The organism is Corynebacterium vitaeruminis (genome assembly GCF_001054325.1).
In the GTDB taxonomy this organism is placed as follows: Bacteria; Actinomycetota; Actinomycetes; order Mycobacteriales; family Mycobacteriaceae; genus Corynebacterium; species Corynebacterium vitaeruminis_A.
Genome location: NZ_JVVM01000034.1, coordinates 52,523 through 65,949 on the forward strand (window position 1 = coordinate 52,523; position 13,427 = coordinate 65,949).

General features: G+C 60.1%; 12 protein-coding genes. All 12 read right to left on the bottom strand.

Annotated features, from left to right (window positions below; genetic code table 11):
- Nucleotides 1–17: 17 nt before the first annotated feature.
- Entirely contained in the window at nucleotides 18–3,512 is a 3,495-nt protein-coding gene (gene smc / locus ADA16_RS10590; RefSeq protein WP_048761890.1) for a chromosome segregation protein SMC, read from the bottom strand.
- A 60-nt stretch (nucleotides 3,513–3,572) separates the two neighbouring features.
- Nucleotides 3,573–4,889 (bottom strand): ammonium transporter, encoded by a 1,317-nt coding sequence (locus ADA16_RS10595; RefSeq protein ID WP_048761894.1) that lies wholly within the window; start codon nucleotides 4,887–4,889, stop codon nucleotides 3,573–3,575.
- A gap of 254 nt (nucleotides 4,890–5,143) precedes the next feature.
- On the bottom strand, nucleotides 5,144–5,425 hold the full coding sequence (locus ADA16_RS10600) for an acylphosphatase (protein WP_048761896.1): 282 nt from the start codon (nucleotides 5,423–5,425) through the stop codon (nucleotides 5,144–5,146).
- Nucleotides 5,415–6,875, bottom strand: coding sequence for an alanine/glycine:cation symporter family protein (locus ADA16_RS10605; RefSeq protein WP_048761993.1), 1,461 nt, complete (start codon nucleotides 6,873–6,875; stop codon nucleotides 5,415–5,417). The genes ADA16_RS10600 and ADA16_RS10605 overlap by 11 nt, the downstream gene beginning before the upstream one ends.
- A gap of 18 nt (nucleotides 6,876–6,893) precedes the next feature.
- Nucleotides 6,894–7,757: a bifunctional DNA-formamidopyrimidine glycosylase/DNA-(apurinic or apyrimidinic site) lyase gene (gene mutM, locus ADA16_RS10610; RefSeq protein ID WP_048761899.1), complete on the bottom strand. Its 864-nt coding sequence runs from the start codon at nucleotides 7,755–7,757 to the stop codon at nucleotides 6,894–6,896.
- Nucleotides 7,757–8,485 (bottom strand): ribonuclease III, encoded by a 729-nt coding sequence (gene rnc, locus ADA16_RS10615; RefSeq protein WP_048761902.1) that lies wholly within the window; start codon nucleotides 8,483–8,485, stop codon nucleotides 7,757–7,759. Before rnc ends, mutM begins: the two co-directional genes overlap by 1 nt.
- A 42-nt stretch (nucleotides 8,486–8,527) precedes the next feature.
- Entirely contained in the window at nucleotides 8,528–9,088 is a 561-nt protein-coding gene (locus ADA16_RS10620; RefSeq protein WP_048761904.1) for a YceD family protein, read from the bottom strand.
- 29 nt (nucleotides 9,089–9,117) lie between these two features.
- Nucleotides 9,118–9,879, bottom strand: a complete 762-nt coding sequence (locus ADA16_RS10625) for a DivIVA domain-containing protein (protein WP_048761907.1) — start codon at nucleotides 9,877–9,879, stop codon at nucleotides 9,118–9,120.
- 10 nt (nucleotides 9,880–9,889) lie between these two features.
- On the bottom strand, nucleotides 9,890–10,363 hold the full coding sequence (gene coaD / locus ADA16_RS10630; RefSeq protein WP_048761909.1) for a pantetheine-phosphate adenylyltransferase: 474 nt from the start codon (nucleotides 10,361–10,363) through the stop codon (nucleotides 9,890–9,892).
- A 45-nt stretch (nucleotides 10,364–10,408) separates the two neighbouring features.
- Entirely contained in the window at nucleotides 10,409–10,975 is a 567-nt protein-coding gene (gene rsmD / locus ADA16_RS10635; protein WP_048761912.1) for a 16S rRNA (guanine(966)-N(2))-methyltransferase RsmD, read from the bottom strand.
- Complete coding sequence (locus tag ADA16_RS10640) at nucleotides 10,976–11,248, bottom strand: acetyl-CoA carboxylase biotin carboxyl carrier protein subunit (protein ID WP_048761914.1); 273 nt, start codon at nucleotides 11,246–11,248, stop codon at nucleotides 10,976–10,978.
- A 24-nt stretch (nucleotides 11,249–11,272) separates the two neighbouring features.
- Nucleotides 11,273–13,423: an ATP-dependent DNA helicase RecG gene (locus tag ADA16_RS10645; protein WP_048761917.1), complete on the bottom strand. Its 2,151-nt coding sequence runs from the start codon at nucleotides 13,421–13,423 to the stop codon at nucleotides 11,273–11,275.
- Nucleotides 13,424–13,427 lie beyond the last annotated feature (4 nt).

Consider the following 13,427-nt stretch of genomic DNA (forward strand, 5'->3'; position numbering starts at 1 on the left):
CAACTACTCTTCATCACCTACTCCGCCGACGTCGCCTCGGGCGCGGACGCCGGTGACATTCGCTGCGAGATTACTCGTGTCACACCGTCGCCCCGCATGGTCACGCCGTAGAGCACATTCGCAACGTCCATCGTCGGTTTCTGGTGCGTAATGACAATCAGCTGACTAGTCGCGCGAAGTTCCTCTAGCAACGCAATGAGGCGACGCAGGTTAACGTCGTCAAGCGCGGCCTCCACCTCGTCGAGCACGTAAAAGGGACTCGGGCGAGCTCGGAAAATAGCAACGAGCATTGCCAGCGCCGTCAGCGACTTCTCGCCACCGGAGAGCAAGGATAGGCGCTTGACCTTTTTGCCCGGTGGGCGTGCTTCAACCTCGATACCTGTCGTGAGCAGGTTGTCCGGTTCAGTGAGAACCAGTCGTCCGTCGCCACCCGGGAAGAGCGTTTGGAAGACCGCGGGGAATTCTGCCTCGACATCCTTCCACGCGTCCGCGAAGAGCTGCAGAATCGTGGCATCGACTTCCTCGACAACATCGGTGAGATCCTGGCGGGCTTTGAGGACGTCATCGAGCTGCGTGGACAGGAATGAATAGCGCTCCTCCATCGCCTTGTACTCTTCCAGCGCCAACGGATTGACGCGGCCGAGCACACGCAAGTCCTTCTCCGCCTGCTTGAGCTGCTTCGTCACGGCCGCGCGGTCGAAGTTCTCATCGGGGGCGAAATCCGCGAGTAGGTCATCGACAGACAGCCCCAACTGGTCAACGATGCGCTCTGCAGCCTCGGTCACGCGCACCTGCGCCTGCGCACGGGCGATATCCCCCTGGTGCGCGGAATCCGTTAGCTGTGCCAGCTCACGCTGCGCTGTGTTCGCTTCCGTCCGGGCGGCCGACAGTGCCTGCGATACCGTCTTCTTCTGTGCCTCGGCATCGTCACGATCGGCCTCTGCCCGCGCCAGCGACACGTTGACCTTCCCGTGCAGATCCTCAGCCAGCTCTGCAACGACCTCTGCAAGCTCCCGCTGGGCAATCTTCGCCATCTGCGCCTGCTCATGGCGGGCCTTCGCTACGCGCTCCGACGCCGCCTGACGTCGCAATCGCTCGGCTTTACCACGCACACTCGACAAACGTTCCTCAGCCGTTCGCAACGACAAACGTGCTTCCGTTTCCATCGCGCGCACCGCCGTCAGCGCCTCCGACGCACGGTCTCGTTCGCTTGTCGACGGTTCCCCCTCCTCGGGGTCACGGTCAACGCGAGCCAGGCGGTCTGCGACTTCCGCCAACTCCTTCTGGAGCTTCGTTACTCGCGCAGCGGCCTCGGCCCCACGCTGCTCAGCGCGCTCGGCATCATGGACGACGCCGGACAGCTGTGCGGTTGCTCGAGTGCGAGCATCTGTAAGCACCTTCATACGACTCTGGTGCTCACGCAAAGCTGCGCGGGCCGCCGCCGCGTCCGTGCGACGGTCCTCTTCTTCGTCCTGGGCACCGGAGAGCACACCACCGAGGTCACTCAAACGCATCTGCGCTTCCGCCAACTCTTCGCGGGCTTTGGCAATGTCCGCGGCGATTTCAACACCTGATGCAGTGCCTCCAGCACCGCCAGCTACCCAGCCAGAGCCACGTAGCACACCATCGCGGTCAACAACGCGCAGTCGAGTATCTTGCGCCACCAGTTCGCGGGCCAGCTGGTCGTCATCGCAGGCTACGACATCAACGAGTAGTGAGGTCAGAGGACCGGAGAGGTTGGCTGGGACAGTCACGTGGTCTAGCAGCCAGGAGGCCTGTGCGGGCAAAGTGATGTCCAAGCGCCAGGAGTCGGATACGTCCGCAGAATTGATAACGACGGCGCTGCCCTTGCCCGAGGCCACGAGCTCGTCGATAAGCGATTCGCCACTTCCCTCGCTGACCAGCGCTTCGGCGGCCGCGCCGAGTGCTACGGTGAGCGCCTTCTCCCAGCCGGTGTCAACGTCAATGACCTCAGAGAGCGCGCCGAGCTCGTGCTTTTCACGCAGCCACGCTGTGCCGTCGTTGGCGGCGGCGGTGCGGGCGGTCTCCAGAGCTTCGATGCGGGCGGATAGACCTGAGACGCTGCGCTCGAGGTCGCGCTCATCAGAGCGGAGTTCTTGCAAACGCGTCGAAGCCTGCTCTGCTTCGCGGTTGGCCTGCTCATATGCGCTCTGTAGCTCGGGACCTTCGAATTCGGCCTCGGCGAGTTCCTGCGCGGCGATTTCCACAGCTTCGGTGGCATCGGCACGACGTTCGTCGGCCTCATCGGTTTGCTCGGTCAGGCGCGCAGCTTCGGCTTCAGCGGCTTCCAAGCGGGTGCGCAACGATTCTTCTGCGGAGATCAGACGAACAACGCCTTCGCGGCGGTCGGCGATAGCGCGAACGGCAGCGAGGTGCTCCGCTTCGGCTTCGCGGAAGGTTTCCTCGGCATCGAAGAGCGTTTCGCGGATTTCCTCCAGCTTTTCGCGAGCCTCTGCCTCCGCCTCAGCTAGTGTGGCTTCCTCGCTGGCGGCATCTTCGGCACGCTGCTCCAGGAAGTCCGGGTCGGGGCCTACCCACGGAGCGACGGAGTGGTCAGCTGCGCGATCGGCAGCGATGCGAGCGGTGGCCTGGATACGCTCGCCGAGCGCGGAGAGGCGGAACCACAGATCTCGGGCAGCGTCAGCTGCTGGAGTAATGTCCTCCAGCTCGGCTTCAAGTTCCGCGGTGCGTTCAGTAGCAATCTCGGCGCGCTCAGTGGCGGCCTCTACCTTTTCCTCAATGATCTTGGCCTGGCCAGCAATGTCATTGAGGCTGTCCTGCAAATCCACAAAGTCCGCAGCGGCCAGGCGCAATTTGGCATCGCGCAAGTCTGCCTGCACGGTCTGGGCGCGAGAGGCGGCCTCAGCCTGACGCTTCAGTGGTTTGAGCTGACGGGAAAGCTCACCTGTCAGATCCTGCAGTCGGTCGAGATTGGCCTGCATCGACTGCAGCTTGCGCTGTGCTTTTTCCTTGCGGCGGCGGTGCTTGAGCACACCTGCCGCCTCTTCAATAAATGCGCGGCGCTCCTCTGGCCGGGACTCCAGAATCTGCGAAAGCCGACCCTGGCCGACGATGATATGCATCTCACGGCCAATGCCGGTGTCGCTGAGCAGTTCTTGCACGTCCATGAGGCGGACGCGGGAACCGTTGATTTCGTACTCACTTGCGCCGTCGCGGTACATGCGACGCGTGACGGAGACTTCCTTATATTCAATGGGAAGTGCGCCATCGGAATTGTCGATGGTAAGAGTGACCTCCGCGCGCCCCAAGGGCTTTCGCCCGGAGGTTCCCGCGAAGATAACATCTTCCATTTTGCCGCCGCGGAGGGTCTTGGCGGAGTGCTCGCCCATGACCCACGCGAGTGCATCGACGACATTCGACTTTCCGGATCCATTCGGGCCAACAACGGCGCAGATACCGGGCTCGAATTTCATCGTCGTCGCCGAAGCGAAGGATTTAAAGCCCTTCAGAGTCAGCGATTTCAAATACATGGGGCAACATCTTACCTGCAGTAGCGGGTTGGAGCTGAATTACCCCAAGCACACTCTTGTTTACACAGCCATCTGCTTGGCAGACGTGTAGGCCGATTCTCCGTGCTGAGCGAAGTCAATACCGGAGTGTTCCTGTTCGCCGTGGATACGCCAGCCGACGGTCGCCTTCAGAACTCGGGCGATGATGTATGTCAGCACTCCGGAGAACACAGCTGCGACAACGGCAATAATGACCTGGATGGCAAACAGCTTCAGGCCGTCGATGCCACCGCCGGTGAGCAGGCCGCGATCGTTAGCCAACAGGCCGACCCCGATGGTGCCCCACATCGCTGCGACCAGGTGCAAGCCAACCACGTCCAGGGCGTCATCAAAGTTGAACTTGTACTTCAGCCCAACGCCCCAGCAGGCCACCACGCCGCCGATGTAGCCCAGAATGATAGAGGTCACCGGGTTCATATCTCCAGCAGCCGGAGTAATGGTCACGAGACCGGCAATAACACCCGATGCGGCCCCCAGCGAGGTGGGGTGTCCGTCGCGAATCCGCTCGAGCGAAATCCAGCCGAGCATACCCACACACGCTGCCACCGTGGTGTTCAGCCAAGCCAGGCCAGCAGAACCGTCAGCGGCAAATGCGGAACCACCGTTGAAACCGAACCAACCGAACCACAGTAGTGCCGCACCAAGCATGACCAGCGGCAGGTTGTGCGGACGGTGCTCGTTGGTAGCAACAGACTTGCGCTTTCCGACGATAATCGCCAGCACCAACGCTGCGGTACCAGCGGCAATGTGGACAACCGTACCGCCGGCGAAGTCAATCGGAGCGATAAGCGCTTCACCGTCAGCGGTGCCGAACAGCTTCGCCGACAGACTCTCTGCCGAGTGGCTCAGCAGTCCGCCGCCCCAGACCATGAACGCCATTGGGAAGTACACCAACGTCGTCCAGAAACCGACGAAGATCAACCAGGTGGAGAACTTCACGCGTTCAGCCAGCGCGCCGGAAATCAGCGCCACGGAGATCGAGCAGAACGTGAGCTGAAATCCGATGTCGATGATGTTCGGGTAGCCATTCGCCCCCGCAATGTAGTTGCCGTCGCCATCCGTAATCGAGTTACGCAGGCCGAAGAACTCGAATGGGTTGGCAAATACACCGCCAATCGACTGCGACCCGTAGGACATCGACCAGCCCCACAGCACGTAAATGGCACCGACAACGCCGACAGCACCAAAACTCATCATCATCATGTTGAGCACCGACTTCTGTCGCGACATGCCGCCGTAGAACAGCGCGAGCGCCGGCGTCATGAGCAAGACCAACGAAGCCGAGATCAGCATCCACGCTGAGTTTCCCGACTGTGCAATTACTTCTTCAGGCGTCATTTGTGCCTCCCCTGTCTGTCAGTAGGTAGTTATTAACTTAAATCACTTTTCCTCCGTATTTGCGTATTCTTTTTCTCACTTGCGTAGTTTTTAAGTACTCCGGGGCCTTTCCAGCGCCCCTTGCGACTACTTCAAGACACGAAAAATCCCCCGCTACCTGCGCAAAATCAATCACACAGAGCGAGGGATAAAGCTTTTTCGATTTTTTCGGCTTCCTACACCGAGATGGGGGAAAGTACACAGTTAGCACACGCTTAACGACGGTCAAACGTGCTCAATGTACCCTTCGATTTCTGCCATAGCGGCACCACTGCCGTCACATTGCCCGGAGTATTCGGGCCTTCAAGCCAAGCGAGCAAACGCTCACAGTCTTCCCGTGGCCCTTCGGCAACAACCAGCACCCGACCATCCGGGTAGTTCTGGGCGTAGCCGACCAGCCCTAACTCCAGCGCCGTCGCACGGGTGTACCAGCGAAAACCGACACCTTGAACACGACCGTGGACCCACGCGGTGAGGCGGACGTCGTTAAGCGACATCGGACTCACGCACCGTCATCGGATCGGAACCATCCCAGCACTCAATCTTGTCGTGGCCGCGAAGGTTCGGCAGATCATCGCGGTGGAACACCGGATTGAGCCCCTTGGCCTTCTGCTCGGAGTAGTTCCGCAGCAGCGCGACGGCTACGCCACCCAGCGGAAGAATGGCAATGATGTTGATGGTGGCCATGAGTGCGGAGAAGGTGTCCGCAAGCGACCAGACCAGCGGCACGGAACCGACAGCGCCGCCGATGACACACAGAAGGACCAGCACGCGCATGGTATTCAGCGCGGCCTTGCTCTTGGACAGGAACGAGATATTCGCCTCGGCGTAGTAGTAGTTACCCACCAGCGAGGAGAACGCGAGGAAGAAGATGATAATCGTGACCGCGTGGATCGCCCACGTACCCACCTGTGCCGACAGTGCAGCCTGAGTCAACGTGGTGCCCTCCGCATCGCCGCCGAAGGTCGGATCGGACAACAGGATGATAACTGCGGTGATGGTACAGACTACCCAGGTGTCGAAGTAGACGCCCATCGTCTGGATGAGGCCCTGCTTGACCGGGTGCGACACCGATGCCGTCGCCGCTGCATTCGGAGTGGACCCCATACCGGCTTCGTTGGAGAACAGGCCGCGGCGAATACCCTGCATCATGGCGGTACCGACGGCAGCGCCGGCAATTTCGCGAATACCGAAGGCATGCTCGAAGATGAGCTTGATCATGCTCGGCACTTCAGTGATATTGAGAGCCAGCACGATCAGACCGAGCACGATGTAGGCCACGGCCATGATTGGTACGACAATTTGCGTCACGGCAGAAATGCGCTGTACACCACCGAAGATGATGACGCCAGCCAAGACCGCCAGAACTACACCGACACAGAACTTAAAGATCGGCGTATCCTGACCAGTCGACTCAGCCACAGCCGCCGTAATCGAGTTGGACTGCACCGCGTTGAACACGAACCCGTAGGTCACCGTGATAGCGATGACGAACAGTGACGCCATCCAGCGCCAGTTCTCCCCCAGTCCCTTCGTGATGTAGTACGCAGGCCCTCCTCGATAGGAGTCCTTATCGCGGACTTTGTACAGCTGCGCCAGCGTCGACTCCACGAAGCTGGTAGCACCGCCAATCGCAGCGAGTAGCCACATCCAAAACACGGCGCCTGGTCCACCGGTAGTGATTGCCACCGCCACACCTGCGACGTTACCGGTACCAACACGCGAGGCAGCAGAGATTGTGAAGGCCTTAAAGGCGGAGATGCCCTTGACACCCTCGGAGATGTCAGACGGCTTTTCGGTAATTGCCTTGAACATCTCCGGGATGTACCGAAGCTGGACCACAATGGTTCGCCAACAGAAGTACAGGCCTGCAATGACAAGCAGCACAATCATGAACAGCCAGTACTTGTCGTTCCAGGCGTTGACCCAATCGGTCGCTTGTTCCATGAAGCTCATAGGAGAATTCTAGCGCTGACACTTGGGACACAGATAACTCGATCTGTTCCCGAATGGCAGGCGTGCAATTGCACGCCCACACCTCGAGCACGGCTCCCCTGCTCGACCATAGGCGTTCAGGCTCCGATCAAAATAGCCGCTCTCCCCGTTGACATGCACATACAGTGCATCAAAGCTCGTCCCACCCGCCGCTAGCGCCCTCTCGAGTACCGCTTGTCCCTCCCGCAGAAGTTTCGCTAATCGACGAACCGAAAGGTCGCACGCCGGCACGCGGCCATCGACCTTCGCTGCCCACAGCATTTCGTCGGCGTAGATGTTCCCGATGCCGGACACGATGTTCTGATTGAGCAACACGGCCTTGACCGGCGAGCGAGATTTCATCATGCGGTGCGCGAGCGCCACCACATCGAACTTTGGTTCCAACAGGTCAGGCGCAATCTTGGCTGCGGGTTCCGGCACAAAGCGACCATGGGATTCGACCAGCTCGCAGGCCCAGACCCAGCCAAAGGTGCGTTGATCGTTGAAGTTGATCAGGTGCCGAGCGCCGTCCGGCAAAACGATGTCGAAGGCGGCTCGGGTGTGGCGGCCAGGCATCGTATCCGGAGTAAACGGAGGCTCCACGCGCAATTGGCCGCTCATGCCCAGGTGGATGGCGATTGCCGAGTCGTCGTCAAGCGTGAGCCACATGAACTTGCCGCGGCGATCCGTGGCGACAACCGTGCGCCCGCGCGTCCGACCGATAAACTCCGCGGCACCACCGGGTTGGCGCCGCACGGCACGGGCGTTGTAGACGAAAGTGTCCTCGATGCGGCCACCGACGACGTACGCGTCAACACCTCGGCGGACGCATTCGACCTCAGGAAGCTCGGGCATTAGGCCAGTGCAGTATGCGCCTGATGAGCAGCGTGCATCTCGGCTTCCTTCTTCGTGGCACCGGTACCGCTACCCTTGACCACGCCGTCAACCAGCACGTCGACATAGAAAGTTAGGTCATGGTCGGGGCCCGTGGTGCGGACGGTGTACTCGGCAGCCGGCATTTGCTTGGCCGCCAGGCGCTCCTGCAGCAGCGTCTTCCAGTCACGCCCGCGGGACTCCGTCGGGGCATCGTCGATCATCTGGTTGAACAGGCGAAGAACGGTCTCACGGGCAATGTCGAAGCCGTGCTGGAGGTAAATAGCTCCCAGCAGCGCCTCTGTGGTGTCGGCGAGAATCGAGTGCTTATCCGCACCGCCGGTCGCCTTCTCACCACGGCCGAGAAGAATGTGCTCTCCCAGCCCGATGCTGCGGGCCAGGTCAGCGAGCGCATACATGTTCACGACACCTGCGCGCATCTTGGAAATGTCCTGCTCAGCGCGATCCGGGAAGCGACGGTAGAGTTCTTCAGCAACGCACATGCCCAGCACGGCGTCGCCCAGGAACTCCAGACGCTCATTATTGGTCAGCATGCCATTTTCATTTGCGAAACTGCGGTGAGTCAGAGCGAGTTTCAGGGACTCCTCCGGTAGTTCAACACCGAGTTTTTCCAGCAGCGGGGCGTGATCGACAGCCTCAAAGGCCGCCTTTCTAGCCGCCTCACCGGTTAGCCGACGCTTGCGGCTCATCCGTTAAATCTCCTTTAAAGTCTTCGTCTAAGTCGTCGTCGATTACTTATCGTCCCCGAGCGAGCCAAATTTTTCTGCCAAGCCAGCCCAACGCGGATCAATACGCTCTTCTTCGCCTGAGATGCCATCCGGCTCCGGCACATCCGAGTCCGACTCAGCGCAGCTGGAATCGAAATCCTCACAGGTCGGATTGAAAGGCAGGTTCAAACCGGCCTCGTCAATGACGGCCTGAGTGATGTCCACCGTGTTGTCGACGATCTGGCCAACCTCGTCCTCGAGCTCTTCTTCATCGGCATCGTCACCGGTGATGAAGTCCTCTTCATTGGAAAAGACAGCAGAAATATGGAAGCTGAGCTCCGGATTCAGCGGGGCAAGACAGCGCACGCACTCGCCGGTTGCTTTGGCTGTCACAGTCGCGTCAACCATGACACCGCTGCCGAGGTTGGTGACAATGCCGTCAACGACAACCTCCTCGCCTGCGGCAACACCAATCATCTCGGCACCGACGCGAACAGGACTATCGCCTACCTTGTGGAACTGTTCGGGCATGTCGTCCTGCAGACATGTAGAAACGTCCAGAATAAATGGGGATGAGTCAGTCATGATAGACCTCAGTCTACCCCGAAGATGCCCTAACGCTCGTACCGGTGGCGTTCCTGGCCATCAGAAAAGGAAGACGGCGCGTTCTGCGCACCTGAACCACCGCCGACGGCGCCGGCACCCGAACGCAGTACGGAGCGATTACGACCGACATTGCGCAGGGTCTCCTGCAGAGTCTGCTCAAACTCAGCGAGCTTGGTGTCCACGTAACGGTCACACTCTTCGCGGAGGCGGGAGGAATCTGCGTGCGCGTCCGACAGCAGACGATTCGCCTCGTCGTTGGCCTCGCGGACGACCGTCGACTCAGCGACCAGGCGAGCTTGTTCCTCACGGCCTTCCGCTACGGAGCGTTCGTATGAGTCATTACCAGCGCGAACCAGGCGATCGGACTCGGCAGAAGCACGATCCAAGATGCTGTCATACTCATGCTGAGCATTCTCGCGGAGACGACGAGCGTCGTCCTCAGCGGCCGCGACTGTGCCGGCCGCGTGGGCATTGGCATCCTCGACGGTGTGGTTAGCGCGGGCCTCGGCCTCGTTGACAATGCGATGGGCTTCTTCATCCGCAGTGGAAACGGTGTTGTTCGCCCGGGCTTCGGCATCGTTGATAATCTCATCGCGCTGGTCCAGGACATCCTGCGCATCATCGAGCTCAGTGGGGAAAGCATCCCTCAGCTCGTCGAGCAGCTCGAGAACACGCTGACGCGGAACCATACAATTGGCCGACAGTGGCACGCCGTGTGCCTCTTCTAGGATCTGGACCAGTTCATCAAGAGATTCGAAGACGCGAAACATGACTTACATGCTACTTCAGTCGGAGCTGCAGGGCGTGTAAGACAGGCTCAGGAACTAGCCCTTCCACCGAACCGCCGTAGCGTACAACTTCCTTCATCAGCGTCGACGACACATGACCGTACTTCGGATTGGCTTCCACAAAGAGAGTCTCAATGCCAGTCATACGGCGATTCATCTGCGCCATGGGCGCCTCGTACTCGTAGTCCGCCGCCGAGCGCAACCCCTTGACCAGGCAGGTGATGCCATGAGCTGAGGTGTAGTCAACCAACAGCTTCGACCAGGAATCCACCCGCACATTGTCCAGGTGCTCCGTGCACTGTCGAATCAGGTCCATGCGCTCTTCGACATTGAACATGCCCTGCTTATTCGGATTGTGGGTAACCAGCACAGTCACCTGCTCAAACTGGCGCGCGGCACGCTCAATCACATCGAGGTGACCGCAGGTCATGGGGTCATAGGAACCGGGGCAACATGCGTGAGTCATAGAGGTCAAACCACCTTTGGCCGTCGTAAAGCGTAAAGAAGAACGTTAAGCGCTGTAGATAGCTGTGTCGAATCGCGCCATACCGTGGATGCGGCGCTTGAGCTTCTGCTGGAGCTGCTCGTAGCCTTCCGGCCACTGCGTCTCCTCATCATCGCGGTGACGCTCCACCGTCACAACTGCGCCCGGCGCGAGAAAGCTGCGCAGCGCCTCGAGCATCTCGGTAACGGCTTCCCCCGCCAGCTCGTAGGGAGGATCAGCGATGACGCGGTCAAAGGGCTTGCCCGGCGCGCCCGCGAGGTACGACGATACCTTCATCGGAGCCACGGACACATCGGGGTGACCGACGGTGCGGATGTTCTTTTCGATGGCAGCAATCGCGTTCGGATCGTTTTCCACCAGCACGACGGAACGCGCGCCACGGGAAGCTGCCTCCAACCCGAGTGCGCCCGAGCCGGCAAATAGGTCGAGAACACGGGTTCCCTCTACGCCAAAGCGTGTGGACCAGGATGAAAAGATGGCTTCCTTCGCGCGGTCGCTAGTTGGTCGAGTGGTCTCTCCCTTGGGTGCGACTAGCCTACGACCGCGTGCCTCACCTGCAATAATGCGGGTCATCTACTTCCCTTCGTGCGCTGTATTCTCGTTGCCGTTGTTCTGTGCCGGAGTGCTGCCAGCGGCTGGGGTAATCCGTGCCAGCAGCTGGCCACCTTCGACGTCCACGAATTGACCTGCTACCGTCTCCGCAATCGTGCCCGGGCAGGGCGCTAAAACGGGTGCTTCGAGCTTGACAGCCTCCACGACTGCAATAACCTGACCGGTCGTCACCGAGTCATTCTCGACGACCTCCCAGCGGACAACTCCTGCAAAAGGTGCACAGACATCTACCATGCCCAACAGTCTACTTACGTCTTATTAGGAACGGTCCAAGTAGTTCGACTGCTCTTCATCAATATCCGAGATGAGCTCCGCCACAAGCTTCTCGTTGCCGTCGAGTAGCACCGTGGCATCGTGTCGGGTGCGCTCGATAATCTCGCCGTCGGTGGTGAGGTCCACCAGGCCGAGACCAGTGGCCAGCCCCGATTGGTCATCGCCGAGCAGGTCTCCGAAGCTGCGCGTGGCCAGGTCCAGCTCCGCCAGCTGAATACCGTCGGTAGTGGCGGCAATGCGTTCCAGCCGGGTGCGCTCCGGTGTCTGAGAATGCGTGTGCGTACACAGGAAGCACAGGCCCCCGCGGTCGCCACGACCGACACGGCCGCGCAGCTGATGAATCTGCGAGATGCCATAGCTCTCGGCGCGACGAATCATCATGACCGTGGCCTCTGGCACATCCACGCCGACTTCGATAACCGTCGTGGACACGAGCACATCTAGCTGCCCTGCGGCAAACGCCTGCATAACGCGGTCTTTTTCCTCCGGCGCCATGTTGCCGTGCAACTGGCTGATACGTACACCGGGCAGTTTCTTTCTTGCGCGGTCGAACACCGCTTCCACGGATTCGTCGAGGAATTGTTCTTCATCGCGGGTAATGCGGGGGCAGACAATGAAGGCGCGGTTACCCTTAGCCACTTCTTCCCCGATGCGCTCCCACGTCCGTGTCTCCCAGCGGGGTTTCTCCAGCGTCGGTACGACAAAGGACTGAATCTCCTGCCGTCCCCTTGGCAATTCCGTCAACTGCGATACCGCGAGGTCACCAAAAATGGTCATCGCTACCGTGCGCGGAATCGGGGTTGCCGACATCACTAACAAATGCGGTGTCATTCCGCCCCGTCCCCTGCTGCGCAATTGATCGCGCTGGCGCACACCAAAGCGGTGCTGCTCATCGACAACCACCAGTCCCAAATCGAAGAACTCCACGCCCTCACTGAGCAGAGCATGCGTGCCGACGACAATGTCCGCCTCCCCGTTGACCGCCTCAAGCAGGGTTGCCCGGCGCTCCTTAGTCGACATCGATCCCGTTAGCAGTCGCACAGTCGCTGCTACTCCGGCCTGCTCCAGCATCGCCGTCAGGGAGCGATAGTGCTGTTGAGCCAGTACTTCCGTCGGTGCGAGCATCGCACACTGCCGACTGGCATCAACTGCCTGCAGCATTCCCAACAGGGCCACCACGGTCTTACCCGAGCCGACTTCACCAGCTAGTAGGCGGTTCATAGGACTAGGCCGAGACATGTCGTGCGCAATGTCGGCCGAAACCGCGACCTGGCCGTCGGTAAGCGAAAACGGCAACCCCTTGCGTAGCTCGTCGCGAAGGCCCCCGGCGACTTCCATGCAGGCCGGAGCGGTGAGACTGGCTTGAGTGCGTTTTCGCGCGCCAACGGCGAGTTGGAGCTCGAGCGCCTCGTCATACTTCAGTCGGGCAAGCGCAATGTCGGGCCCCGCGATGGAAGGAAAGTGCGCGCCACGCAGTGCGGAGTCGAAATCGGTAAGTCCCAGCGGTGTAGCGGGCAATGGGTCTGGCTGCAGTGGTAACCATTCGAGGATGCGCTGCATGTACAGGGCCAGGTGAATACCCGCTACTCCTTTGCGGCCGCGATAAATGGGCAAGTACGGGCGCGTGAGCAGGCGCTGCATCTCTGCGATTCCTTTGGCCGTCTTCGTCAGCGTGGCCAACTTACCGGTGGCAGCACCGACCGAACCGTCGGGTTTCAGCACCATGCAGTCAACATTTTTTAGCTGCAGCTGATTGCGGAACTCACTGAGCGTGCCGACAATAAGCAGACGCACACCCGGGTGCAACATGTTGCGCAGCCATTCGGCACCGAAAATCGCCGCCGGAAGAATGCGCACACCGTCGCTGACATAGATTTTCAGCGGTTTACGGCGGTCAGCGAACGCGGGTGCCGGCGAAATGCTGTGCACCTCCACCACCGTGGTGATCGTATCGCCAATGTCGGAAAAGGACACATCTAAGCTCTTGCCCTGCGCCACATAGCGCTTTGGGAAATTCGTCAACGCATCCGAGACGGTCTCCATACCGAAAGCCGTGTGGAGCTTCTTCGCAATCTTCGGCCCCACCACGATATTCAGGGGCGTGCGCGCATAATCCGAGCCGAGCCATCCGAGCATCGTG

What these genes read in the sequence shown, in the direction of transcription:
- ADA16_RS10640 (WP_048761914.1), bottom strand. Translation starts at nt 11,248, where the DNA reads ATGGTAGATGTCTGTGCACCTTTTGCAGGAGTTGTCCGCTGGGAGGTC.
- rsmD (WP_048761912.1), bottom strand. Translation starts at nt 10,975, where the DNA reads ATGACCCGCATTATTGCAGGTGAGGCACGCGGTCGTAGGCTAGTCGCA.
- ADA16_RS10620 (WP_048761904.1), bottom strand. Translation starts at nt 9,088, where the DNA reads ATGACTGACTCATCCCCATTTATTCTGGACGTTTCTACATGTCTGCAG.
- ADA16_RS10600 (WP_048761896.1), bottom strand. Translation starts at nt 5,425, where the DNA reads ATGTCGCTTAACGACGTCCGCCTCACCGCGTGGGTCCACGGTCGTGTT.
- ADA16_RS10605 (WP_048761993.1), bottom strand. Translation starts at nt 6,875, where the DNA reads ATGGAACAAGCGACCGATTGGGTCAACGCCTGGAACGACAAGTACTGG.
- smc (WP_048761890.1), bottom strand. Translation starts at nt 3,512, where the DNA reads ATGTATTTGAAATCGCTGACTCTGAAGGGCTTTAAATCCTTCGCTTCG.
- mutM (WP_048761899.1), bottom strand. Translation starts at nt 7,757, where the DNA reads ATGCCCGAGCTTCCTGAGGTCGAATGCGTCCGCCGAGGTGTTGACGCG.
- ADA16_RS10595 (WP_048761894.1), bottom strand. Translation starts at nt 4,889, where the DNA reads ATGACGCCTGAAGAAGTAATTGCACAGTCGGGAAACTCAGCGTGGATG.
- rnc (WP_048761902.1), bottom strand. Translation starts at nt 8,485, where the DNA reads ATGAGCCGCAAGCGTCGGCTAACCGGTGAGGCGGCTAGAAAGGCGGCC.
- ADA16_RS10625 (WP_048761907.1), bottom strand. Translation starts at nt 9,879, where the DNA reads ATGTTTCGCGTCTTCGAATCTCTTGATGAACTGGTCCAGATCCTAGAA.
- ADA16_RS10645 (WP_048761917.1), bottom strand. Translation starts at nt 13,423, where the DNA reads ATGCTCGGATGGCTCGGCTCGGATTATGCGCGCACGCCCCTGAATATC.
- coaD (WP_048761909.1), bottom strand. Translation starts at nt 10,363, where the DNA reads ATGACTCACGCATGTTGCCCCGGTTCCTATGACCCCATGACCTGCGGT.